The organism is Streptomyces sp. NPDC052043, assembly GCF_044548235.1.
GTDB lineage: Bacteria > Actinomycetota > Actinomycetes > Streptomycetales > Streptomycetaceae > Streptomyces.
This window is the reverse complement of the sequence record NZ_JBIUBT010000002.1, coordinates 579475-601476: the sequence shown is the minus strand read 5'-3', so window position 1 is coordinate 601476 and position 22002 is coordinate 579475. Positions and strand designations below refer to the sequence as shown.

The window sequence follows — 22002 nt, the reverse complement described above, 5'->3', positions numbered from 1 at the left end:
CGTCATCGGACATCCCGGCACGGTCCGGTGGAGACCGGCGGCCGGCAGGGGGCGGACGCCGACCGGCACGGGACGGACACCGACCGGCCTCACCGGCCGACCGCGTACCCCTGCATCCCCCGCGGGTTGGCGGCCGCGGACAGGATGCCGGTCGCGGGGCAGCGGGCGACGGCGCACAGGCGCCCCTCGGACCACGGCCCGCCCACGGTCACGTCATGGCCGCGGCGCCGCAGTTCCGTGACGACCTCCGCGTCCATGCGGGACTCGACGGTGACGCTGCCGGGGCGCGTCCCGCGCGGGTAGAAGGAGCCGGGGAAGCTGTCGTTGTGCCAATTCGGCGCGTCGACGGCGCCCTGGAGGTCGAGCCCGCCGCGGACGGGGGCGCGCAGCGCGACCGCGAGGAGGAAGTGCAGCTGCCACTGGTCCTGCTGGTCCCCGCCGGGCGTGCCGAACGCCATGACGGGCACCCCGTCGCGCAGCGCGATCGAGGGGGTGAGGGTGGTGCGTGGACGGCGCCCCGGCGTCAGCGAGTTGGGCAGGCCCTCCTCCAGCCAGGCCATCTGGAGCCGGGTGCCGAGCGGGAAACCCAGTTCGGGCACGACGGGGTTGGACTGGAGCCAGCCGCCGCTGGGCGTGGCGGCGACCATGTTGCCCCAGCGGTCGACGACGTCGATGTGGCAGGTGTCACCGCGCGTGCCGCCGTCGGCGGCCACGTCGGGCTCGCCCGGCACGGGGGAGGTGGGGCTCTTGGCGAACGTCGGCTCGCCGACGCCCATCGCGTCGAACCCGCCCACCTCGGCGGCCACCGCGTGCGCGTGCGCGCTCAGCCGCGGCACGCGCCCGCCGGGGCTGCCGGGCCGCAGCTCGTACGAGGCGGCGGCGCCGACCAGCTTCCGCCGCTCGGTGTTGTACGGCGCCGACAGCAGCTCCGCCAGCGGCACCTCGGCGGCGTCCCCGTACCAGGCCTCCCGGTCGGCCATGGCGAGCTTGCAGCCCTCGATCAGCAGATGGACGTAGTCGGCGGAGCCGTACGGGGGCAACTCGGCCGGGAGCAGAGCGAGTTGCTGGAGGAGCACCGGGCCCTGGCTCCAGGGGCCGGCCTTGCACACGGTCCAGCCGTTCGAGTCGTAGGACGCCGGAGTCTCGTAGGTCGCGGACCAGGCGGCGAGGTCGGCCGCCGTCAGGGTGCCGGTGTGCCGTTCGCCGCTGGTGTCCAGCGTCGGCCGCCCGGCCTGCCGGACCAGGGCCTCGGCGATGAAACCGGCGCGCCACACCTCCCGCGCGGCCTCGATCCGCGCCTCCCGGTCGCCTGCGCCCGCGGTCTCGGCGAGCAGCCGCTGCCAGGTGGCGGCGAGCGCGGGGTTGCGCAGCAGCGCGCCGGGCCGCGGCGGGCGTCCGCCGGGCAGGTACACCTCGGCGGACGAGGTCCACTCGGTCTCGAACAGCCTCCGCACGGTCTCGACGGTCTCGCCGACGCGTTCCACGGGCGCGTGTCCGTGCTCGGCGTATCCGACGGCGTACTTCAGGACATCGGCGAGGGGCTTCGTGCCGTGGTCGCGCAGCAGCACCATCCACGCGTCGAACGCGCCCGGCACGGCGGCGGCCAGCGGCCCCGTGCCGGGTACGAGGTCCAAGCCCAGCGCCCGGTAGTGCGCGACCGTCGCCCCGGCCGGGGCGACACCCTGCCCGCACAGCACCCGCACCTCGCCGCCGGCCGGTGCGAGCAGGATCGGCACCTCGCCGGCGGGCCCGTTCAGGTGCGGCTCCACGACGTGCAGCACGAAGGCCCCGGCCACGGCCGCGTCGTAGGCGTTGCCGCCGTCCTCCAGCACGGCCATCGCCGACTGCGAGGCCAGCCAGTGCGTGGAGGACACCATGCCGAAGGTGCCCTGGAGCGTGGGCCGGGTGGTGAACCGCATCTCTCACCTCGGTGTTCGCGCGTACCGTGACTCCGCTCGGCGTTGACCAGTCAGCAGGCTACCCATCGGCTGCGCTCACACTCCCGCGCCCTTACCGGCAGGCGCCTTCCAAGCGCTTGGCCGCAGGTTCGAGTCCTGCCGGGGAGCCAGTCTCCGCCCTCCCTCGCGGGAGGGATGCCGTGCTCGGCCCATGCCCCGCGCGTGCCCCTTCCGTGCCCGATCGAGCGGGAAACTGCGGGGAGACACGGTGACGAGCGGGCAGCGTGCAGCGCGACGGCCCCGGACCATATGACCTGGTCAGGGGCCGTTCACCTACGCAGGCCGGTGCGGACGGCCTCCTTGTTGTCCGCCGCGTCGACCCCGCCCAAGGGGTGGGCGATGGGCTGATCATCCTCCGGACCCCCGATCAACGACTCGGATATGGCGCCTCCGTACGCGTTGCCCCCACCGCCGTTGGGTAACGCCAGCAGCGCCAGCACCGCGCCCACACCCACGGCGATGCCCAGCCAACCCCACCCGCGTCCCCTGCTCGCCCCTCCCGCACAACGGCATCGGCGGAAAAGTGCGGGGTCCGTACTCCACAGCACACGTCTTCCCAACTGGTGCTCCAGGATCCCGAGCGCGCGACGCTTCTTTCGGCGGAAACGCCCCCTCGCGGAAACGACGAAGGGCCCGACCTGCCGGGCCCTTCGGTTCTCTCGCTACCGCGCGCTGCGGGACTACTTCACGTGGACGAAGTCACCAGTGGCGTTGACTGCGGGAGTCGAGGTCGTACCGGCGAAGCTCCAGCGCCAGTAGCCGTCCTTCACCGCCTTGACCGTGGTCTTCAGCGTGCCGGTTTTGGAGCTCTTCACCGTTTTGACGGTGGTGTATGTGCTGCTGTTCTTCTTCCGGAACTGGAGTTTGACCGATTGGGACGTGTAGCCCGCGTACTTACCGGTGTCCCAGTTGGCCCGGTCCAGCTTGCCCGTGACCGTGATGGTGCTGCCCTTCTTCACGGGCTTCGGGGAGGCTTTGGCCGTCAGCCGCGACAGCCGCTGGAACCTGACCGAGGAGAACTTGGCATTCTCGGTGAAGAGCCCGTCCTTGCCCCATGCGCCGGCGTAGACCCGCCAGGTCGTGGCGTTGGTGTTCCACAGGTATCCGGGATCGACCGTGATGGTGAGGGTGCAGGTCGAGGTTGTGGCGTTCGCGGCCTTGCACTTGGCCCTTTCTGCGTCCGGGTGGAACCCGAAGCCGTACAGGTTCGGGTTGCTGTCGCGGCCCCTCCAGAGGTAGGAGAGAGCGTCCTCGATGCCCGAGGAGTGGGACGCAGTGACGGAGACCGTCACCTTCTTGGTGGCGGTGGTACCGAGCACGATCGGCTTTCCACTGTTCACAACGACCTTGCTGATCACCGGGGCGGCGTCCGCCCGCGTCAGCGCGAACGAAGGGCTGCTTGCCTGAGCGACCGGCGCGGTGAGGGCAGACAGGGCCAGGGCGCCGGAGACAGCGGCAACAGTGGCACGAATACGCATTTGTTCCCCAAGTCTGGTCCGTGGGTCTGCTGACCCGACAGACCAGACCTGGGGCGCACGTGAAAGGTTGTACACAAAGATGAAAGCGGCGTGAGACTCATGCCCAGACCTCGGCGACGAAGCGAGCTGCAGGTCATGTCCGCTGGAGTGGTGTATCGACGGCCACTCCCGCGGACGTGACCCCCGACGGGTCGCCGTTCCGGGCGGACATGAAGACCGTGGGTAGGCAAGGAGACTGGGAGAGCCGGACCGACGCCAAGGTGCCGGCGCCGGCAGAGATCGCGGCGCGGCTGGGCATCGCCGAGGATGAGATGTGCGTCCGGACGGCGTACGAGTTCCTGGCGGACGGCAGGCCGGCTCAGCTGTCGACGAACTGGGAGCCGTACGACCTCACCGCCGGCAGTCTCGTCGTCCTCCCCGAGACGTCTCAGGGGGCTAAGAAGCCAAGAGGGTCGCGAGTCTTGATCACTGCTGAGCTCGCTGATTGGCTGGCCGACATGACTGATCTCGGACCCGTTGCCTGGCCGCCTGCACCGATCAGGACCGAGAGGCTAGTGCTCCGTGAGCCCGAGGCCCGGGACCGTGCGGCGTTCATCGAGCTGTTGGCGTCGCCAGATGTGCACACCTACCTCGGTGGACCCCGCCCGCGTGACGAGCTTGAGCGCCAGTTGCCCGAGGTGCCCGAGCGATGGCCCGGAAGCTTCGTCGTGGATCTCGATGGGGCAATGATCGGCCAGATCCTGCTCAGGAGAGCGCCGGATCACCATCGCCCGGCTGCCGCGGGGAAGGCCGATCTCGGCTACCTGCTCCTGCCACGGGCGTGGGGATTCGGGTATGCCGCCGAATCGTGCGCGGCGGCACTTGACTGGTTCGAAAGCGTTCTTCCTGGTGAGCCGGTGGTGCTCGCCACCCAGACCGCTAACGTCAGCTCGATGCGCCTCGCGGCAAAGCTGGGGTTCACCGAAGTAGAGCGGTTCCGGGCCTGGGACGCCGATCAGTGGCTCGGCCAGCGGTCCCCGGTCGCGCCCTCCGATTGAGCCCGCGCTCGACAGCTCGGATCTGTCGAAGCGCCGTTGTTCTCTTTGACGAAGCCGGGCGGGTTCGCGGGTCATGCAGGCGCTGGAGGGAGCGGCGCGAAGGCGCGTTGTTCGTCGAACGGCTGCCGGGTCTGGAGGCAGTGGTGGAACTGACCGAGGAAGCGGTTGAGCAGGGACGCTGGGCGGCGTTGTGCCAGTCTCCGTGCTCGCGCCGTCGCCGGTAGTGGGCGTTCACGCCGGGCGAGGCCCGGAGGGCTGAGAAGGCCCAGAGGAAGCCGGTGTGCATGAGCCGGTTGTTCTTGACGAAGCGGCGGCCGACGAAGCGTTTCTTGCCGGAGGCGCGGGTGATCGGGGCGGAACCCGCGTAGGACTTGAGTGCTCTGGCGTCGGCGAAGCGGGTCCGGTCGTCGCCGATTACGCCGTCTTGAGCCGCCAACAGGTCGACAACCAGATCCCCTCCCTGCTCCGCGAGTACTATCCCGCCGCCCTGCACGCCTTCCAGAGCAAGGAAGGCGGCCTGACCAGGGCAGACGCTCGGGTAATCCTCACCCTGGCCCCGACCCCGACGAAGGCGGCCCGGCTCACCCTCGCCCAGATCCGGGCTGCCCTCAAACGCAGCGGGCGCATCCGGTGCTTCGACACCGAGGCCGAACGCCTGCGGAGCGTCTTCCGCGCCGAGTACGCCCACCACCTCCCGGCCGTCGAAGACACCTCCGGCCAGCAATTGCTGGCCCTAGGGAGGGCCGCACGCCGGAACGGGCGTCGTGAACCGGATGGCCTCGATTGGTGTAACAGTCAGCCACCCCGTGGAGCAGCGGAGCCCAGGCAGGCGGCCACCGAGGAGGCATCGCTCCTCGGTATCCAGAAGGCCGCACTCGTCATACACATCCGGCGGACGTACTACAGCGACCAGGGGCAGCCTTTGGAGACGGCGGACATCGTGGTGCCCGCCGCGCACTGCGAGATCGTCTACGAGATCCCGATCAACCGCCGGCCTGTCCGACGGATCATGATGCTGACAGAGTGTGCACGTGAGTTACAGCATCTACCTGCTCCGTTTCGTGGACGGCGAGGTCGTCGCGCTGGACGCCGAACAATTCCGGCGAATGATCGAGCCTTACGTGGTGGCGCGCAGCTCTGAGGAAGGCTTCTCCCAACTCCGCGCAGAGGATGGGGGTGAGGCGGACCTGTACCACGCGTCCCAGGCCGACGAGGGGTTGTCGTCCGTGATGGCGACGCACTTCGCCCGCGGCGCGATGAGCGGCATGCTCACCCGACTGGCCGCAGCCCTTGGGGCCTCGATAGTCCCCCAGGACGGTGGTGCGCTGATCTTCCATTTGGACGACCGCCGTCATCTTCCTGCACAGTTCCAGGAGAAGGCGGTCGTCATAGAACCCACGGCGGACGCGTTCCAGGCAGCGCTCGACGCGCTCTGAGTTCTTCCCAAAGCATCTGTCGCTGTTTCGAATCGTGCCGGGGACGCCATCAAGACTGGGTAGTTGCTCGGACGGCGGTTCACGCCAGGGTGACGTGCATGCCGCCCTCGGCCAGGGCATCGAGGGTCTCGGCGAACAGGTCGTAGGGCCGGCCGTCCGGTGTCAGGGTTGGGGACAGGTACGCGCGTGCGGTCGCGGCGTTCCGCCACAGCAGGGTTGCGGGGGCGGTGTAACCGAAGGTGCCGCGCAGGCAGTCGTCGAGCGCGGCCAGACAGCCGCCGAAGTAGCCACCCGGCCCGTTCACCGCCTCCCCAAGCGCCAGGTAGAGGCCCGGTTCGTCGGTGATGTGCCGACCGTCGAGTTCGTAGGCGTGACCAGCTGGTCGGTCGCGGTGGGCACGTCGGCAGGCCCGCTCGCGGACGAGGTCGAGCCAGGCCTCGCGGCGCCGGGTGTCGAGGCTCGCCCAGGCACCCAGCGTGTCCGGCGGCCCGGCGAGCCACCGCTCCCAGATGGGCCGGGCGTATTCGGGAACCGGTGTGAAGAACTTTCCGTCGAGCTCCACGTCGATCAGATCCATCCCGTAGGAGGATGGGCGCCAGGCGCTGACCTTGGTCCACAGCACCCGATCGGTGAGCGGCTCGCCCTGGTCGTCTTGTATCTCCAGGGCAGCCCCCTCCAGGTCCAGTGCCCGCCGGGTGCCCTTCAGCAATGCAGCCCGCAGCTGATCACCCTGGGCGAGCCCCCGCAGGACGAGCGGGGGCGCCACCTGTTCGGGCGGCAGGACGCGGGCGAATTCCCGGCAGGAGCCCAGCCATCGGTGCCCGTCGTGCACTCGGACAGGACCCCTGTGTCCCTCGGGCGGCCCTTCGTAGTCGTCCAGACCGGTGAGCACGAGACTGCCGGTCCTCAAGAGCGGCCCTGGGCTCTCCGCGTCCTCCAGCAGCCAGGGCTCGAGTGCGTCGTCGTCCGGCACCAGCCATACCCGACTGCCGACCCAGCCCCGCACCTCGGCGCCTTCCGGTACCCAGCCGAACAGTTCATACGTCCCGCGCTGGGGCTCCCCGAAGAATCCGTCCACTACTGCGCACACACCCCAGACGTGGCCGTGCTCTGTCTCCCTCAGCGTGTACCGCCCATGCCCGCGATGGTCCCTGTCCTCACGCACGGTGGTCATCATGCCCGGACAGGGCTTCGCGACGAAGGCATTTTCTATGGCGGTCGCACCATGTCCACTGACGCCGGCGGAGGAACAAGCAGAACGCAAGTTCAGCTCGGCGCAACGGCGCGAAGCCCCCGGGGATCCCCCCCCCCCGCAGCGGTCATGGTGCCAAGTTGAGCCGTGTGATGATGCGCGAGAAAGTGATCGGCCCTGGGGTGGGGCCGGGTGCATAAGAAGGGTGGGGCCCCATCGTGGGCAAGGGCGGGGAGTCCATACCGGACGAGGAGTGGGATCGCTTCCTTCGTGACGCCGAGGCGGGGGCCAAGGACGCGCCCGAGGAGCCGTCGGCGCGGGCGCGGATGGTGACGCGGCGGCTGCGGGAGGAGACCGACCGGCCGGAGCCGTGGCGGAGTCGGCAACCGGCCCGGCGGCAAGGAAGCAAGGCCTGGTACGCGTTCGGTCTGCTGGTGGCCGCCGCCCTGCTGGTCGTGGCGCTGGATCCGGGGCGGGTGGCTGGATGGTTCGGAGGTGGAGGCGGCGAGAGTGCTCCCCTCGCCGCGGAGTCGGCACGTCCGGATCAACCGCCGCCGACGGAAGCCGCAGCCCAACGTCCCACCATGGAGCAGCCGTTCAGGGGGTCGCCCGCGGCACAGTGGGGTGACGGGACCGCTGGGATCGGCCTGCCCGAGGCACGAGCGACCGGCTGGATGAGCAAGGGACAGGTCACGCAGGCGCTCGAGAAGACCCAGGACTTCCTCGCCGCGTCCAGTCTGGATCCCCATGTGCTGCGCGGGGAGCGGCCGGGGAAGGCGATCGCGTTGATCAATCCTCATCAGCAGGACGTCCAGGACTACCTGGCGACCTCGTTCCGCACGCCCGGCCGGGAGAACGATCCTCTGCTGCTGTTCAGCCGGTTCGACAGGACGAAGGTCCGGCTTGTCGGGGATGTGGTCAGGACACGAGGGCGGATCACGTACCGAGAGGGCGAGCGCGGTGCGGTCGAGGTGACCACCGATGTCACGTACGTGTATCCCGTCGTACGCGCCGCAGCGGGAAGCGACGAGGTCGCGCGCACCATCGTGCGCCGCGAAGTCGTGATGAGCTGGGACGACCCGGCGAAGGTCGTCATCGAACCGGGTACGTTCTCCCTCGTCTCCTACAAGGTGGACACCACCAACGGTGGCTGCGGCACCTTCACCGGCTACCTCACCCCAGAGTTCGACGCGGAGCGCGCCGCCTCGCGTCCGGGAGACGGCCCCGAGGTCGACCCGTACGACCGGAGCGCCTCGATGGAAACGCGCATGCGGGAGGCCGGCGATGCGGGGTGCGGGACTGCCACACGGTCGTGAGCGGCGGGTGCGGGGAGTCAGAGGCTCGCTCTTGGCCTGCGGTGATCGTCGCCGAGCGCAGCGGGCGGGCCACGCGCCGGCCCGCGGGGGCCGGACTGGCAGGACCGCCCGCGGCGGGCGCACCATGGGGTGAGGGGACATGGGCGATGAGGCTCGCCCCTGACCGCACCTTGCGTGCTGATGGCCTCTGCGAGCAGCGGCCGCCGTGCGGTGGCCCGGTATGGAGGCATCGCGGATGTACGTGTACACGATGCGCAAGGCCCGCATGGCCCACGGCGACAAGGTCATCCTCGACGGCGTGACCCTCGCCTTCCTGCCCGGCGCCAAGATCGGCGTGGTCGGGCCGAACGGCATGGGGAAGTCGACCGTTCTGCGGATCATGGCCGGGCTGGAGCGGCCGACCAACGGCGACGCGTTCCCCGCGCCCGGCATCAGCGTCGGCATCCTGGAACAGGAGCCGACGCTGGACGACACCACCACCGTCCAGGGCAACGTCGAGCAGGGCGTGGCGCAGATCCGGGGCATGCTGCACCGCTACGAGGAAGTCACCGGCCGCCTCGGTGACACCGAGGGCGACGAGATGGGGCGGCTGCTCGACGAGCTCGGCGGCCTCCAGGAGGCCCTGGACCACGCCGGCGCCTGGGACCTCGACTCCCGTCTGGAGCAGGCGATGGACGCCTTGCGCTGCCCGCCGCCCGACACCCCCGTGCGGGAACTCTCCGGCGGTGAGCGACGCCGGGTCGCACTGTGCCGGCTCCTGCTGTCGCAGCCGGACCTGCTGTTGCTGGACGAGCCGACCAACCACCTGGACGCCGAGTCCGTGGCCTGGCTGGAGCAGCATCTGGCCGACTACCCGGGCACGGTCGTCGCGGTCACCCACGACCGGTACTTCCTGGACAACGTGGCGCAGTGGATCCTGGAGATCGACCGGGGCCACGCCTATCCGTACGAGGGGAACTACTCCACGTATCTGGAAGCCAAGGCGGCCCGCCTCCAGGTGGAGGGCCGCAAGGACGCCAAGCGGCAGAAGCGGCTCGCCGAGGAGCTGGCGTGGGTGCGCTCTGGCGCGAAGGGGCGGCAGGCGAAGTCCAAGGCGCGGGTGCAGCGGTACGAGGAGCTGGCGGCCGAGGCGGCGAAGACCAGGAAACTGGACTTCGAGGAGATCCAGATCCCGCCAGGACCGCGCCTGGGGAGCCTGGTCCTGGAGGCGGACCACCTCACCAAGGGCTACGGCGACCGGGTGCTGATGGAGGACCTCTCCTTCTCCCTGCCGCGCGGCGGCCTCGTCGGCGTCATCGGCCCGAACGGCGTCGGCAAGACCACCCTCTTCCGGATGATCGTCGGCCAGGAGCAGCCCGACGCGGGCCTGCTTCGTCTCGGTGAGACCGTCGAGATCTCCTACGTCGACCAGAACCGCGCCGGTCTGGACCCCACCAGGTCCGTCTGGGAGGCCGTGTCCGGAGGACTGGACCACCTGCGCGTCGGCGATGTGGAGATGCCCTCGCGCGCCTACGTCGCCACCTTCGGCTTCAAAGGCGCCGACCAGCAGAAACCCGTCGGCATCATGTCCGGCGGCGAACGCAACCGCCTCAATCTGGCGTTGACGCTGAAGCAGGGCGGCAACCTCCTCCTGCTGGACGAGCCGACCAACGACCTCGACGTCGAGACGCTCGCCTCCCTCGAGAACGCGCTGCTCGGCTTTCCGGGGTGCGCCGTGATCACCGCGCACGACCGGTGGTTCCTGGACCGCATCGCCACCCACATCCTGGCCTGGGAGGGCGGCGCGAACTGGTTCTGGTTCGAGGGCAACTTCGCCGACTACGAGGCCAACAAGGTCGAACGGCTGGGGCCGGAGGCGGCCCGCCCGCACCAGGTCACCCACCGCCGTCTGGTCCGTGGTTGACCGGCCCGACAGGAGCCTTCGCCATGACGCACCTCGATCAGGAGGCGGTGGCGGCCCTCCGCGCCGCCCAGCTCACCGTCATCAACGCCACCTGGCACCTCTGCGAAGAACAGGCGGTCGAGCGGTTGGCCCACGTGCGCGGCCTGGCCTGCACCCCGCTGTTCCCCGGGCACCCGGTGATCCGGGTCGTCACCTGCGACGGACGGCTGCTGGGCCGGGTCCGGCGGCACCGCGACGGCCGCACGGCTCGCTGGATCGCCGTCCCCGCCGGCACCGCCCGGGGGATCGGCGCCTACCGCACCGCGCACGGCGCCGCCCGTGCCCTGTCCCGCGACGCGGGCATGCCCCGCCACCGGGTCACCGACCGCCCCGCACCCGCCACGGCGTCCGGCCACCAGACGAATCCGCAGCCGCCGCCGGGAAAACGGCGGCCCTGACGGTCACCGTGGAGGACGACGGTGCATGCCCCGCTCCGGCCGTCAACGGTCCGTCTCGGAGGGGAACACCGCCGCGTGCGCCGCCCGGAAGAGGGTGGTGACCTCCTCACCGCTGAGCCCCTGGGACCGCGCCTCGTCCATCCACGCGGCCAGCGAGGTCCGCAGCGGGGAGACGGGGCCCTCCTGCGCCGGTGCCAGGGAGCGGGTGATGAAGGTGCCTGCCCCCTGCCTCACCTCGGCGAGCCCCGCGCGCTCCAGCTCGCGGTACGCCTTGAGGGTCGTGTTCGGGTTGACCTTGGTGTCCGCAGCGACCTGAGCGGCCGTCGGCAACCGGTCCCCCGCTTCCAGGGCGCCCATCCGCAGCGCCTGTTCCACCTGTCGCACGATCTGGAGGTATGTCGCCACTCCGCTGCGCTTGTTGATGCGGAACACGACCATTCTTCTCACCTCCTGTTTCGTACTGCCGAAACCATACGCATGTCACGCACGGTTCCGTGCCCTACAACGGCTTCCTGGACACCCGCCACACCGTGAACACGGTGAGTGCCGCGGTGGCCGCGAGCAGGATGCCGGCCCCGGTCCACTGCATCGCCGACATCTGGCTGAAGTCGAGGTACTTGATGACGTCGTTGACGATCCCGTACTTCTTCATGCAGGCGTCCGTCGCCGCATCCGTCGGCTTGGCGCACGTTCCCCAGCCGTAGAGGCGGCCGTCGGCGGACCCGATCCAGCTGTCCAGTTCGTACGGATCGTCCAGCTGCTGGAGGATGCCGCCGCCGTACGGGTAGCTGAACATCCGTGACGGGGCGAGGTACGCGCGCAACTGTCCCCAGGCGATCTGGACGGCCATGGAGAAGACGAACGTGACCGCCATCGCCGGGAGGACCCGGCGCACCAGCATGCCGATGGTGATCCCGGCGGCGGTGAGGAAAAGGCACATGGCGGGGAGCACCGGGCCCGTGTGGTCGAAGATGCTCCCCTCGTACCACGGGCTCGAGAACACCGCGCGGTAGGGCTTCCACCACCAGGTGAAGAACACCGAGAGCACCGCACCGGCCAGCAGCGCCGCCGCGTAGCACCAGGCGAGCTTGGCCGTGAGCCATCGGCGGCGGGACACCGACTGGGTGGTGACCAGTTGCAGGGTGCCGCGCTCCTGGTCGCCCGCGATCAGCGGGGCGCCGAGGAAGACGCCGAGGAGGACCGGCAGCATGCCCAGGGCGGTGATGGTGAGGCTGATGCTCTGGGAGCCGGGTACCGGCATCGGCGGTTCCTTGTCCGGCCAGCCGATCGCTTCGAGAACTCCGGCCAGACGATTGCGCTGGTAGACGATCCACGCCGAGCCGAGCACGACCGCGGCGGCCACGGTGAGCAGCGCTGCCCGGTGCTGGCGCACGACGAGCCAGTTCAGCCCGCCCAGCAGTCGGCGTCCGGGCTCCCGGGCGGCCGTCCGGGACGTGTCGGTCAGGGTGGTGCTCATGCGGTGGGGGTCCCTTCGGCCTCGTGACGGGCGCCGGGTGTGCACAGGGGAGACGCGTCCGGCGAGCGCAGATGTGCCAGCAGCACTTCCTCCAGGCTGGGCTCGCTGACGTCCCATTCGGGGCGCAACGGGCCGTTCGGCCGTATCAGCGCCTGGAACTGCCGTCCTTGGGAGCGGAGTTCGACGACGGTGTGCGGGGCCAGCGAGGCGAGCGGGTTCTCGTCGGTGACGAGCCCCGTCACCAGTGCGTGGGCCGGGACGAGCGCGTCCGCGTCACCCACCAGCCGGACCTGGCCGCCGGCGAGGACCAACAGGTAGTCGCACATGTCCTCCAGTTCGGACAGCAGGTGCGAAGACATCACGACGGTGATGCCGCGCTCGACGGCCTCCGCCATCAGCAGGGAACTCAGGTCGTGGCGGGCCAGCGGGTCCAGATCGGCCATCGGCTCGTCCAGCATCAGCAGATCGGGCCGCTTGCCGAAGGCGACCGCGAACGCGACACGGGTGTGCTGGCCGCCCGAGAGCGTGCCGATCCGGGCATCCATCGGCACCCGGCCCGACTGGACGATCCGCTCGGCCGAGGCCATGTCCCAGGCGGGGTTGAGCTCGGCGCCCATGCGCAGCGTCTCCGCCACGGTGAACCCCTTGAACAGCGGTTTGTCCTGACCGAGGAACGCGGTCCTCGGCCTCATCGCCTTATCGCCCGCCGGGACGCCGAAGAGGCGCAACTCGCCCTCCGTCGGCTGTATCTGCTGGGTGGCGAGCCCCAGCAGCGTACTCTTCCCCGCCCCGTTGGGGCCGACGAGCCCGCAGATGCGCCCGGCCGGCAGCCTGAACGAGCAGTCGCGCAGCGCCCAGCCGCGGCGATAGCGCTTCCCCAGACCGCGGGCTTCCATGGCCCAGGCGCCGAGCGAGCCGCCCGGAGCGAATGTGTCCGTCATGCACATCCTCTCAATTCCACTAGTCAATTAATGGAATCATGGTCTTCACGGCGGGAGGGTGTCAAGGCGGGCCGGGAAGCCCCCGGACGTACGCGGTGGTGCGGGAGCGTGCGCCGAAGTGCGGAGCGGCGCGTGGGCGCCTCCCGCCGGCAAACTCCGCCAAAGACCCGCGAGGGGAAGCGGCGCTACAGTCCCGGGCATGAAGCCAGGGAGATCAAGGCAGTTCGGCGCATCGTTCACCGGGATGGTCCGGCACATCGTCCGGCACCCTCTGCTGATCCTGGACACCGAGGCGCCGCACAGTGGCGACGCCATCGATGATTTAGCCCTCGTTAAGGCCCAGCCCCACGGACCTCGTAGGCGCCGGCAGGTCGTGGTCGACACCCGCATGAGACCGGTCAAGATATCGAGAAAGGCTCACACTCCATGTCGTTTCCCCCGCCGTCGTATCCTCCTCAGCCGCCCGTGTCCGATCCCGGCCCGGGACAGCCCTGGGGACCGCAGTGGAGCCCGGCGGGTCAGCCGGTTCCGCCGGGGCTGAACGGCTTCGCGGTCGCGGCGCTGGTGACCTCGCTGGTGTGCCTCGCTCCCCTCGGGTTGATATTCGGCATCGTCGCGCTGGTGCAGATATCCAGGAGGGGGCAGCGGGGCAAGGGGCTCGCGATCGCCGGGCTGTCCGTCTCCGGCGCTGTGCTGCTGCTGACCGCCTTCATCGTGGCGACGGTCGACTTCAGGGTGTGGACGATTCCCGGCAGGGACGACAGCGGTGAGGTCACGGGCCGCGGGTGGACCACGATCTACTCGCTCAGGGACGGTGACTGCTTCAACCCGGGCACCGAGTTGCCCAAGGAGAAGGGTTCGTCGCTGGGTGACATCAGTGTGGAGCTGACGCCGTGCGACACGTCGCACCACGCGGAGGCGTACGCCTCCTTCACGCTCTCCGGGCAGGAGTTCCCGGGCCCCGACACGATCGCCGCGATCGCAGGGCCGCGGTGCTCGAAACTCTTCCTCGACTACTCGATCGACCCGCTGGCCTTCGGGCCGTTGCAGAGCTACTACTTCTATCCGGACGAACGCGGCTGGACCACCGGGAACCGCACCGTGCGGTGCTGGGTGACCCCGCAGAACGACGCTGAACTCGACACCACGGTCAGGCGCGACGCGTCCGACGTGGACGACGGCCAGCTGGCCTTCCTCTCCGCGGTGAAACCACTGAACGCCGCGGGCGTGCTCCGTCCGGCGCGAGGTCCCCGGGAGGACCTCGACGGGGCCAGGGCCTGGGCCGGCCGGATGGCCGAGGCACAGAAGGAGACCATCCGGCTGCTCAAGGACGCCGATCTGCCCGGGGCGCAGCGGCCGACGGAGCAACTCGTGGCGGAGTTCGAGGCGGGGCTGCCGTTCTGGCAGCAGGCGGCGAAGGCGTCCGACGCGGACACCTTCCTCGGGCATCTGCGGTCGGTGGACCGGCACAACGGAGACGCGTACATCCTCGAGATACGCCGCCTGCTGGACCTTCCCCTGCCCACCACGCAGCCGAAGCAGGCATGAGGCGACAAGACCGCTCCGCCCCGGCACCCGTGTGACCCTGCCGCTGTCACCCGGCGCCCGCGGGAACACCTCAGGGGTCCGTGGTGTTGGTGTGCTGCGGCAGGATCGGAGGTCGGACGGTGCACGGTGAATACAAGGTCCCCGGCGGCAAGCTCGTCGTCGTGGACGTGGAGGCGGAGGGCGGCGTGCTGCGGCACGTGCGCGTGGCGGGCGACTTCTTCCTGGAACCGGACGAGGCGCTGGACGCCGTGAACCGGGCGCTGGAGGGTGCCCCCTCGGACACCGACGCGGCAGGCCTGGCCGCCCGGATCGACGCGGCGCTGCCCGAGGGCACCGTGATGTACGGGCTGACGTCCGAAGGCGTCGGGATCGCGGTGCGCCGCGCGCTGGCGCACGCCACGGACTGGACGGACTACGACTGGCAGCTCGTCCACGAGGGCCCGCAGTCCCCCGCGCTGCACATGGCGCTGGACGAGGTGCTGACGGCGGAGGTCGCGGCGGGCCGGCGTCCGCCGACGCTGCGCGTGTGGGAGTGGGCCTCCCCTTCGGTGATCATCGGCAGTTTCCAGTCGCTGCGCAACGAGGTGGACCTCGAGGGGGCGGCACGGCACGGCGTCGAGGTGGTGCGCCGGATCTCCGGCGGCGGCGCGATGTTCGTCGAGCCGGGCAACACGATCACGTACTCGCTGTCCGTGCCGGAGGCGCTGGTGCAGGGGCTGTCGTTCCAGGACAGCTACGCCTACCTGGACGACTGGGTGCTCGGCGCCCTCGGCGACATGGGCATCCGGGCCTGGTACCAGCCGCTGAACGACATCGCCACCGACCAGGGCAAGATCGCGGGCGCCGCGCAGAAGCGGATGGTGGGACCGGGCGGAGGGCCCGGAGCGGTGCTGCACCACGTGACCATGTCGTACGACATCGACGCCGACAAGATGCTCGAGGTGCTGCGAATCGGGCGGGAGAAGCTGTCCGACAAAGGCATCGGGAGCGCGAAGAAGCGGGTGGACCCGCTGCGCCGGCAGACCGGGCTTGGGCGCGAGGCCGTCATCGCGCGGATGGTGGAGTCCTTCCGCGCCCGGTACGGGCTGACGGCCGGCAAGGCGAGCGACGAGGAACTGGCCCGCGCTCGGGAGCTGGCGCGGACGAAGTTCGGTTCGGCCCGGTGGACGGCACGCGTGCCGTAGCGCCCGGCGTCCACGTACACCGTCAGCGGGCCCCGACTCCCGGGCAAGAGCGACGAGTTGCCCGGTGCGGGCTGCAAGGGGCGTCCCCGGTCCCCCCGGCCGCCGCAGGCGGCATAAGCGGCAAACAGTACGTCAGCAGGGCGCGTCCGTGACCACGCGGGCACGGAGCGGAGTGCGGCTTCCGCCACACGGGGAGTCGTGTGACACTGAGGTCCCGTCCGCAGTGTGGAGTCGCTCCGCACCCGCGTCCGTCCCCACACGAGAAGTGCGCCGTGCGTGAACTTCCTCTTCCCCTCGCGCTCACCGCGCGTCTGAGTCCGGTCGTCGTGCTCGCCTGCGCGGGCTGGGCGTTGACGTCCGGTCCGTTCGCCGCCTCCCCGGCCGCCGCCGGTCCCGAGACCGCGCAGCAGGAGGACCGCGGCACCGGCGAAGGGGCGTCCTCCGAGCCGTCCTCGCCGTCGTCGACCGCGGCGACCAAGACGTACGCGTCCGCCCCGGTGCCGTGCACCAGCATCGCCGAGAAGACGATCACGTCCCTGGTGCCGGGTGCCAAGACGGCGGGCAAGGAGATCCCGTCGACGGACACCAGGGTGCGCCGGACCTGTTCGTGGAACGCGCTCAAGGGCTACGACTACCGCTGGCTCGACGTGTCCTTCGAGATCATGGCGACGGACGAGGCGGCGCAGAAGTCGTACGAGCAGCGGACCACCGACAAGAGCGGCGGCGGAGCGGTGCCCGGCCTCGGGGACAGCGCCTACTCGGTGGTGAACCTCACCACCGAGAGCAACCAGGACACCCGCGAGGGCGTGGTGCTGGCCCGCTCCGCCAACGCGATCGTGGCCGTCACGTACAACGGCAGCGACTTCGAGACGAAGAAGGCGCCGAGCACGGACGAGATCAACAAGGGCGCCATCAAGGCGGCCAAGGAGGCGATGGCCGCCCTGGAGAACGGTCGCACGGGCTGACCGTTCTCCAGCGCGGTGACGTGCCTCGGACGGTGACGCGCGTCAGACGGTGACGCGCGTCGGACGGCGAGCGCGTCAGGCCGTGGACCGCTGCCGGGTGCGCGCCGCCATCAGCAGCAGGTACAGGACCAGCGAGGTGCCCAGGCCCACCGCCCAGCCGTAGTCGGCGAGGGACCTCAGCGCCGGGATGGGCCGGCCGTCGATCAGCGGGTGGAAGTCCGCGCCGCCGATGGCCAGCACGCCGCCCACCGCGAAGGCCACGACCGCCCGCCAGTTCCAGCCGCCCTCGTACCAGTACCGTCCGCCGCCCGGGCGGTACAGGTCGGCCAGGTCCAGCCGGGAGCGCCTGAGGACCCAGTAGTCGGCGATGAGGATGCCGGCCACCGTGCCGAGCAGGCCGCCGACCAGGCCGAGCCAGGTGAAGATGTAGCCCTGCGGGTCCGCGTACAGCTTCCACGGGCACATCACCACGGCGAGTACGGCGGTGATGAGCGCGCCGGTCCGGAAACTGACCTTGCGCGGCGCGATGTTGGAGAAGTCGAAGGCCGGGGAGACCATGTTGGCCGCGATGTTGACCGACAGGGTCGCCACCAGCACGGTCACCAGCGCGTACACCAGGCCCACCACGTTGTCGGTCTTGGCCGCCAACTGCACCGGGTCCCAGACCGGCTCGCCGTACACGGCCTGGGAGCCCGAGGTGACCAGCACGGACAGGAACGCGAACAGGGTCATGGTCGTGGGCAGTCCGAGCGCCTGGCCCCGGGTCTGCGCCTTCTGGCTCCTGCCGTACCGGGTGAAGTCCGGGATGTTCAGCGACAGGGTGGACCAGAAGCCGATCATGCCCATCAGGGAGGGCGCGAACAGCTTCCAGAAGCCCGATCCCCAGCCCAGCTTCGACGGCTGGTCGAAGAGCGGGCCGAATCCGCCGGCCTTGCTGCTCATCCACCACAGCATCACGAAGGCGCCGACGAGCACGAACGGCGCCGCCCAGTTCTCGAACCGGCGGATGGTCTCCATGCCCCGGTAGATGACGGCGACCTGGATCACCCAGAAGATGGCGAACGACAGCCACATCGTCCAGGCGTGGCCGCCCACCTTCGCGGCGTCCGTCCAGCCAGTCCCGATCAGCTTCCCGGCGAGGAAGTAGATCGCCTCGCCGCCGATCCAGGTCTGGATGCCGAACCAGCCGCACGCCACCAACGCCCGTACGACGGCGGGCAGGTTGGCGCCGCGCACCCCGAAGGAAGCGCGGGCGAAGACCGGGAAGGGGATGCCGTACTTGGGTCCCGCGTGCCCGGTGAGCAGCATGGGGACGAGCACGATCAGGTTGGCCAGGGCGATGGTGAACACCGCCTGCTTCCAGTCCATGCCGACGGCGATCAGACCGGAGGCCAGGGTCCAGGAGGCCGTGTTGTGGGCCATGCCGACCCACAGGGCGGAGAAGTTGTACGTGGTCCAGGTGCGCTGGGCGACCGGGACGGGCAGCAGGTCGGCGTTGGCGTAGGGGCCGCTGGGCGGCGGGGTGCCGGGGGCGATCTCCACGCGCCCGTCGGGGAGGGTGACCTGCGCGGACGGCGGTATCGCCGGAGGAGCGGTGTCGGTCATGGGCAGCCCAATCGAGGAGACGGGTCGAAACGGGGCGGTGCGGGCGCCCGGCCCCTCCCCGGGGAGGTGGGGAGGGGGGACAGAGGGGGGATGGGAACAGCGCTCGGGGACTCAGGAGTTGACGGCCGGGATGATCTGCTGCCCGTACGCGTCGATCACGGCTTCCTGCGCGTCGTGCATGTCGTACACGGCGAACTGGTCCACGCCCAGCTCGCGCAGCGCGTTCAGCTTCTCGATGTGCTTCTCGACCGGTCCGACCACGCAGAACCGGTCGACGATCTCGTCGGGCACGAACTGCGTGTCCGGGTTGCCGCTGCGCCCGTGGTGGGCGTAGTCGTAGCCCTGGCGGGCCTTGATGTAGTCGGTGAGTTCGTCGGGTACGGCGGCGGAGTGCTCGCCGTAGCGGGCGACCAGGTCGGCGACGTGGTTGCCGACCATGCCGCCGAACCACCGGCACTGGTCGCGGGCGTGGGCGAGTGCCTCGGGCGAGTCGTCGGCGGTGACGTAGGCGGGGGCGGCGACGCAGATCCTCACCTCGGAGGGGTCGCGCCCGGCGGCGGCCGCCGCGTCCTTCACCGCCTTCACCATGTACTCGGTCAGGTAGAGGTCGGCGAGCTGGAGGATGAACCCGTCGGCCTCCTCACCGGTCATCTTCAGCGCCTTGGGCCCGTACGCGGCCATCCACACGGGCAGTTCGGCTCCGGGCCTGACCCACGGGAACCGGATCACCGTGCCGCCGAGGTCGGCCTCCTCCCCCCTGCCCAGCGCCCGGATGACCTTCATCGCCTCGCTGATCCGGGCCAGGGTGTTGGGCTTGCGGCCGGCCACCCGCATCGCGGAGTCGCCGCGGCCGATCCCGCAGACCGTGCGGTTGCCGAACATGTCGTTGAGGGTGGCGAAGGTGGAGGCGGTGACCTCCCAGGTGCGGGTGCCGGGGTTGGTGACCATGGGGCCGACGGTCAGCTTCTCGGTGTTCGCGAGGATCTGACTGTAGATCACGAACGGCTCCTGCCAGAGCACGGCGGAGTCGAAGGTCCAGCCGTAGCGGAAGCCGTTGCGCTCGGCGCGCTTCATCAGGCTGACCACGCGCGAGGCCGGCGGGTCGGTCTGGAGGACGAGTCCGAAGTCCATGGGCGGCACTCCTAGTCGAGGTACTGGCAGGTGGAGCGCGGGGTGTAGACGCCGTGCCCGGCACGTCCGGTGTACTCCCGCTCGGTGATGACGGGCTCGCCGCGGGAGAGCACGGTCTCCACCCGGCCGGTGATCCGCCTGCCCTCGTACGCCGAGTAGTCCACGTTCATGTGGTGGGTCTCGGCGGACAGGACCTGCTCGGCGTGCGGGTCGTAGACGACGACGTCCGCGTCGGCGCCCGGCGCGATGGTGCCCTTCTTCGGGTACATGCCGAACATGCGGGCCGGGGTGGCGCAGGCGATCTCGATCCAGCGGCGGCGCGAGATGTGCCCGTCGACGACGGCCTGGTGGAGCAGGTCCATCCGGTTCTCCACGCCCGGCATTCCGTTGGGGATCTTCGAGAAGTCGCCGCGGCCGAGTTCCTTCTGGCCGGTGAAGCAGAAGGGGCAGTGGTCGGTGGAGACCACCTGGAGGTCATTGGTGCGCAGGCCCTTCCACAGGGCCGCCTGGTGCTCCCTGGGGCGAAGGGGCGTGGAGCACACGTACTTGGCGCCCTCGAAGTCGGGCTCGGCGAGGTTGTCGGTGGACAGGAACAGGTACTGCGGACAGGTCTCGCCGAACACGCTGAGCCCGTCGTCGCGTGCCCTGGCCAGTTCGGCGACCGCCTCCTGCGCCGAGACGTGCACGATGTACAGCGGCGCGCCCGCGACCTGGGCGAGCCGGATGGCGCGGTGGGTGGCCTCGGCCTCCAGCAGGGCCTTGCGGACCTCCCCGTGGTAGCGCGGGTCGGTCTCCCCGCGGGCCAGCGCCTGTTCGACCAGGACGTCGATGGCGATGCCGTTCTCGGCGTGCATCATGATCAGCCCGCCGTTGTCGGCGGCCCGCTGCATGGCGCGCAGGATCTGCCCGTCGTCGCTGTAGAAGACCCCCGGGTAGGCCATGAACTGCTTGAAGGAGGTGACCCCCTCCTCGACCAGCAGGTCCATCTCCTTCAGCGTCTCCTGGTTCACGTCGGAGACGATCATGTGGAAGCCGTAGTCGATGGCGCAGTTGCCCTCGGCCTTGGCGTGCCAGGCGTCCAGGCCCTCGCGCAGGGCTCCGCCGACGCTCTGGATGGCGAAGTCCACGATCGTGGTCGTGCCGCCCCAGGCGGCGGCCCGGGTGCCGGTCTCGAAGGTGTCCGAGGCGTAGGTGCCGCCGAACGGCATCTCCATGTGGGTGTGGCCGTCGACCCCGCCCGGGATGACGTACTTGCCGGTGGCGTCGATCGTCCGCTCGGCGGTGAACGCCTCGGCGGCCGGGGTGCCGGAGGCGGCGAGGGCGGCGATGCGGCCGTCCTCGATCAGGACGTCGGCGTGGATCTCGTCGGCGGCGGTGATGACGAGGCCGCCGCGGATGACGGTGCGGCTCATGCTCCCTCTCCTTCCGGTCGGGTGTGCACGGGGGCGCGGTTCCCCGGTCAGGGCGCGGTCAGCGGCGTGTACGTGCCCGGGGCGCGGTCGCGGTAGAACTGCCAGCGGTCGCGGACCTCGCGCAGCTTGGCCAGGTCCAGATCGCGCACGACGAGTTCGGTGTCCTTGTCGCTCGCCGGTTCGCCGACGAACTGCGCCTCCGGGTCCACGAAGTACGAGGTGCCGTAGAAGTCGTTGTCGCCGTACTCCTCGACGCCCACCCGGTTGATCGCGCCGACGAAGTACTCGTTGGCGACGGCCGCCGCGGGCTGCTCCAGCTGCCACAGGTAGCCGGACAGGCCGCGCGAGGTGGCCGACGGGTTGAAGACGATCTCGGCGCCGGCCAGTCCGAGGGCCCGCCAGCCCTCCGGGAAGTGCCGGTCGTAGCAGATGTAGACGCCGATCCTGCCCGCCTTGGTGTCGAAGATCGGCCAGCCGCCGTTGCCGGGCCGGAAGTAGAACTTCTCCCAGAAGCCGTTGACCTGCGGGATGTGGGTCTTGCGGTACTTGCCGAGGTAGGAACCGTCCGCGTCGATCACGGCGGCGGTGTTGTAGAGGACGCCGGGCTGCTCCTCCTCGTACATCGGCAGTACCAGGACGATGCCGAGTTCCTTCGCCAGCGCCTGGAAGCGCCGGACGATCGGGCCCTCGGGGATCTGCTCGGCGTACGCGTAGAACGCGGGGTCCTGGACCTGGCAGAAGTACGGTCCGTAGAACAGTTCCTGGAAGCACAGCACCTGGGCGCCCTGCGCGGCCGCGTCGCGGGCCGCCTGCTCGTGGACCTGGATCATGGATTCCTTGTCGCCGGTCCACGCGGTCTGGAAGAGGGCGGCACGGATCACCTTGCTCATCGGGACCTCCACTCGCTGGATGGTGCGGGGAGCGTAGAAAGCCGGCGGCTCCGCTTCGAGGTGCACCGTGTCACGTCTGCGGGGGCGGGGCG

The 22002-nt window shown here is 70.2% G+C and carries 18 protein-coding genes, 1 tRNA gene, 4 pseudogenes and 1 riboswitch; of the genes and pseudogenes, 12 read left to right on the top strand and 11 right to left on the bottom strand.

Going from position 1 to position 22002, the window contains the following annotated elements:
- Nucleotides 1-89: 89 nt before the first annotated feature.
- Entirely contained in the window at nucleotides 90-1919 is a 1830-nt protein-coding gene (locus tag ACIHCX_RS07320) for a gamma-glutamyltransferase family protein (protein WP_400027475.1), read from the bottom strand.
- Nucleotides 1920-1962: 43 nt separating this feature from the next.
- Between ACIHCX_RS07320 and ACIHCX_RS07315 the strand changes: the two genes are divergently transcribed.
- Nucleotides 1963-2068 (top strand) — tRNA-Gly (locus ACIHCX_RS07315).
- A gap of 570 nt (nucleotides 2069-2638) precedes the next feature.
- Here ACIHCX_RS07315 and ACIHCX_RS07310 read toward each other — a convergent pair.
- Nucleotides 2639-3436, bottom strand: a complete 798-nt coding sequence (locus ACIHCX_RS07310; RefSeq protein WP_400027473.1) for a DUF5707 domain-containing protein — start codon at nucleotides 3434-3436, stop codon at nucleotides 2639-2641.
- Between the two features lie 209 nt (nucleotides 3437-3645).
- Here ACIHCX_RS07310 and ACIHCX_RS07305 point away from each other — a divergent pair.
- Both ACIHCX_RS07305 and ACIHCX_RS07300 read left to right on the top strand, forming a co-directional pair.
- Nucleotides 3646-3858 (top strand): annotated as a pseudogene (locus tag ACIHCX_RS07305) (UTRA domain-containing protein); the annotation flags it as partial.
- 75 nt (nucleotides 3859-3933) lie between these two features.
- Complete coding sequence (locus ACIHCX_RS07300; protein ID WP_400027715.1) at nucleotides 3934-4473, top strand: GNAT family N-acetyltransferase; 540 nt, start codon at nucleotides 3934-3936, stop codon at nucleotides 4471-4473.
- Between the two features lie 71 nt (nucleotides 4474-4544).
- On the opposite strand, the pseudogene ACIHCX_RS07295 reads toward ACIHCX_RS07300, so the two are convergent.
- Nucleotides 4545-4888 (bottom strand): annotated as a pseudogene (locus tag ACIHCX_RS07295) (transposase); the annotation flags it as partial.
- A 3-nt stretch (nucleotides 4889-4891) separates the two neighbouring features.
- Here ACIHCX_RS07295 and ACIHCX_RS07290 point away from each other — a divergent pair.
- From ACIHCX_RS07290 to ACIHCX_RS07280, 3 genes and pseudogenes are all read left to right on the top strand, one after another.
- Nucleotides 4892-5215: pseudogene (locus tag ACIHCX_RS07290) on the top strand (IS110 family transposase); the annotation flags it as partial.
- A pseudogene (locus ACIHCX_RS07285) lies at nucleotides 5211-5464 on the top strand (UTRA domain-containing protein); the annotation flags it as partial. The pseudogenes ACIHCX_RS07290 and ACIHCX_RS07285, both read left to right, overlap by 5 nt.
- Nucleotides 5465-5504: 40 nt before the next feature.
- A complete protein-coding gene (locus tag ACIHCX_RS07280; protein WP_400027472.1) occupies nucleotides 5505-5909 on the top strand; it encodes a hypothetical protein in 405 nt (134 codons plus the stop codon).
- A gap of 79 nt (nucleotides 5910-5988) precedes the next feature.
- Here the strand turns inward: ACIHCX_RS07280 and ACIHCX_RS07275 are convergent, their stop codons facing one another.
- Nucleotides 5989-7086: a barstar family protein gene (locus ACIHCX_RS07275; RefSeq protein WP_400027470.1), complete on the bottom strand. Its 1098-nt coding sequence runs from the start codon at nucleotides 7084-7086 to the stop codon at nucleotides 5989-5991.
- 233 nt (nucleotides 7087-7319) lie between these two features.
- Between ACIHCX_RS07275 and ACIHCX_RS07270 the strand changes: the two genes are divergently transcribed.
- The 3 genes from ACIHCX_RS07270 to ACIHCX_RS07260 all read left to right on the top strand — a co-directional run bounded on the left by ACIHCX_RS07270 (nucleotide 7320) and on the right by ACIHCX_RS07260 (nucleotide 10757).
- Nucleotides 7320-8417, top strand: coding sequence for a hypothetical protein (locus tag ACIHCX_RS07270; RefSeq protein ID WP_400027468.1), 1098 nt, complete (start codon nucleotides 7320-7322; stop codon nucleotides 8415-8417).
- Between the two features lie 133 nt (nucleotides 8418-8550).
- Nucleotides 8551-8614, top strand: a riboswitch (Fluoride riboswitch).
- Nucleotides 8615-8652: 38 nt separating this feature from the next.
- Nucleotides 8653-10320, top strand: a complete 1668-nt coding sequence (gene ettA / locus ACIHCX_RS07265; RefSeq protein ID WP_400027466.1) for an energy-dependent translational throttle protein EttA — start codon at nucleotides 8653-8655, stop codon at nucleotides 10318-10320.
- 23 nt (nucleotides 10321-10343) lie between these two features.
- Nucleotides 10344-10757 (top strand): hypothetical protein, encoded by a 414-nt coding sequence (locus ACIHCX_RS07260; RefSeq protein WP_400027464.1) that lies wholly within the window; start codon nucleotides 10344-10346, stop codon nucleotides 10755-10757.
- Between the two features lie 42 nt (nucleotides 10758-10799).
- Here the strand turns inward: ACIHCX_RS07260 and ACIHCX_RS07255 are convergent, their stop codons facing one another.
- The 3 genes from ACIHCX_RS07255 to ACIHCX_RS07245 form a co-directional block, all read right to left on the bottom strand.
- Nucleotides 10800-11195, bottom strand: coding sequence for a GntR family transcriptional regulator (locus tag ACIHCX_RS07255; protein WP_400027462.1), 396 nt, complete (start codon nucleotides 11193-11195; stop codon nucleotides 10800-10802).
- A gap of 61 nt (nucleotides 11196-11256) precedes the next feature.
- Nucleotides 11257-12234 carry an ABC transporter permease subunit gene (locus ACIHCX_RS07250; RefSeq protein ID WP_400027460.1) on the bottom strand — a complete coding sequence of 326 codons (978 nt, stop codon included), beginning with the start codon at nucleotides 12232-12234 and terminating at the stop codon, nucleotides 11257-11259.
- Nucleotides 12231-13175, bottom strand: coding sequence for an ABC transporter ATP-binding protein (locus tag ACIHCX_RS07245; protein ID WP_400027458.1), 945 nt, complete (start codon nucleotides 13173-13175; stop codon nucleotides 12231-12233). Before ACIHCX_RS07245 ends, ACIHCX_RS07250 begins: the two co-directional genes overlap by 4 nt.
- Nucleotides 13176-13640: 465 nt before the next feature.
- On the opposite strand from ACIHCX_RS07245, the gene ACIHCX_RS07240 reads away from it, so the two are divergent.
- The 3 genes from ACIHCX_RS07240 to ACIHCX_RS07230 all read left to right on the top strand — a co-directional run bounded on the left by ACIHCX_RS07240 (nucleotide 13641) and on the right by ACIHCX_RS07230 (nucleotide 16872).
- Nucleotides 13641-14723: a DUF4190 domain-containing protein gene (locus ACIHCX_RS07240; RefSeq protein ID WP_400027456.1), complete on the top strand. Its 1083-nt coding sequence runs from the start codon at nucleotides 13641-13643 to the stop codon at nucleotides 14721-14723.
- 119 nt (nucleotides 14724-14842) lie between these two features.
- A complete protein-coding gene (locus ACIHCX_RS07235) occupies nucleotides 14843-15907 on the top strand; it encodes a biotin/lipoate A/B protein ligase family protein (protein WP_400027454.1) in 1065 nt (354 codons plus the stop codon).
- A gap of 272 nt (nucleotides 15908-16179) precedes the next feature.
- On the top strand, nucleotides 16180-16872 hold the full coding sequence (locus tag ACIHCX_RS07230) for a hypothetical protein (protein WP_400027452.1): 693 nt from the start codon (nucleotides 16180-16182) through the stop codon (nucleotides 16870-16872).
- A gap of 75 nt (nucleotides 16873-16947) precedes the next feature.
- Here the strand turns inward: ACIHCX_RS07230 and ACIHCX_RS07225 are convergent, their stop codons facing one another.
- From ACIHCX_RS07225 to ACIHCX_RS07210, 4 genes are all read right to left on the bottom strand, one after another.
- Entirely contained in the window at nucleotides 16948-18477 is a 1530-nt protein-coding gene (locus ACIHCX_RS07225) for an NCS1 family nucleobase:cation symporter-1 (RefSeq protein WP_400027450.1), read from the bottom strand.
- A 111-nt stretch (nucleotides 18478-18588) separates the two neighbouring features.
- Complete coding sequence (locus ACIHCX_RS07220) at nucleotides 18589-19608, bottom strand: TIGR03842 family LLM class F420-dependent oxidoreductase (RefSeq protein ID WP_400027448.1); 1020 nt, start codon at nucleotides 19606-19608, stop codon at nucleotides 18589-18591.
- A gap of 11 nt (nucleotides 19609-19619) precedes the next feature.
- Nucleotides 19620-21020, bottom strand: a complete 1401-nt coding sequence (gene hydA / locus ACIHCX_RS07215) for a dihydropyrimidinase (protein ID WP_400027446.1) — start codon at nucleotides 21018-21020, stop codon at nucleotides 19620-19622.
- 47 nt (nucleotides 21021-21067) lie between these two features.
- Nucleotides 21068-21910, bottom strand: coding sequence for a nitrilase-related carbon-nitrogen hydrolase (locus tag ACIHCX_RS07210; RefSeq protein WP_400027444.1), 843 nt, complete (start codon nucleotides 21908-21910; stop codon nucleotides 21068-21070).
- Nucleotides 21911-22002 lie beyond the last annotated feature (92 nt).

What these genes read in the sequence shown, in the direction of transcription:
- ACIHCX_RS07320 (WP_400027475.1), bottom strand. Translation starts at nt 1,919, where the DNA reads ATGCGGTTCACCACCCGGCCCACGCTCCAGGGCACCTTCGGCATGGTG.
- ACIHCX_RS07310 (WP_400027473.1), bottom strand. Translation starts at nt 3,436, where the DNA reads ATGCGTATTCGTGCCACTGTTGCCGCTGTCTCCGGCGCCCTGGCCCTG.
- ACIHCX_RS07300 (WP_400027715.1), top strand. Translation starts at nt 3,934, where the DNA reads ATGACTGATCTCGGACCCGTTGCCTGGCCGCCTGCACCGATCAGGACC.
- ACIHCX_RS07275 (WP_400027470.1), bottom strand. Translation starts at nt 7,086, where the DNA reads ATGATGACCACCGTGCGTGAGGACAGGGACCATCGCGGGCATGGGCGG.
- ettA (WP_400027466.1), top strand. Translation starts at nt 8,653, where the DNA reads ATGTACGTGTACACGATGCGCAAGGCCCGCATGGCCCACGGCGACAAG.
- ACIHCX_RS07260 (WP_400027464.1), top strand. Translation starts at nt 10,344, where the DNA reads ATGACGCACCTCGATCAGGAGGCGGTGGCGGCCCTCCGCGCCGCCCAG.
- ACIHCX_RS07255 (WP_400027462.1), bottom strand. Translation starts at nt 11,195, where the DNA reads ATGGTCGTGTTCCGCATCAACAAGCGCAGCGGAGTGGCGACATACCTC.
- ACIHCX_RS07250 (WP_400027460.1), bottom strand. Translation starts at nt 12,234, where the DNA reads ATGAGCACCACCCTGACCGACACGTCCCGGACGGCCGCCCGGGAGCCC.
- ACIHCX_RS07245 (WP_400027458.1), bottom strand. Translation starts at nt 13,175, where the DNA reads ATGACGGACACATTCGCTCCGGGCGGCTCGCTCGGCGCCTGGGCCATG.
- ACIHCX_RS07225 (WP_400027450.1), bottom strand. Translation starts at nt 18,477, where the DNA reads ATGACCGACACCGCTCCTCCGGCGATACCGCCGTCCGCGCAGGTCACC.
- ACIHCX_RS07220 (WP_400027448.1), bottom strand. Translation starts at nt 19,608, where the DNA reads ATGGACTTCGGACTCGTCCTCCAGACCGACCCGCCGGCCTCGCGCGTG.
- hydA (WP_400027446.1), bottom strand. Translation starts at nt 21,020, where the DNA reads ATGAGCCGCACCGTCATCCGCGGCGGCCTCGTCATCACCGCCGCCGAC.
- ACIHCX_RS07210 (WP_400027444.1), bottom strand. Translation starts at nt 21,910, where the DNA reads ATGAGCAAGGTGATCCGTGCCGCCCTCTTCCAGACCGCGTGGACCGGC.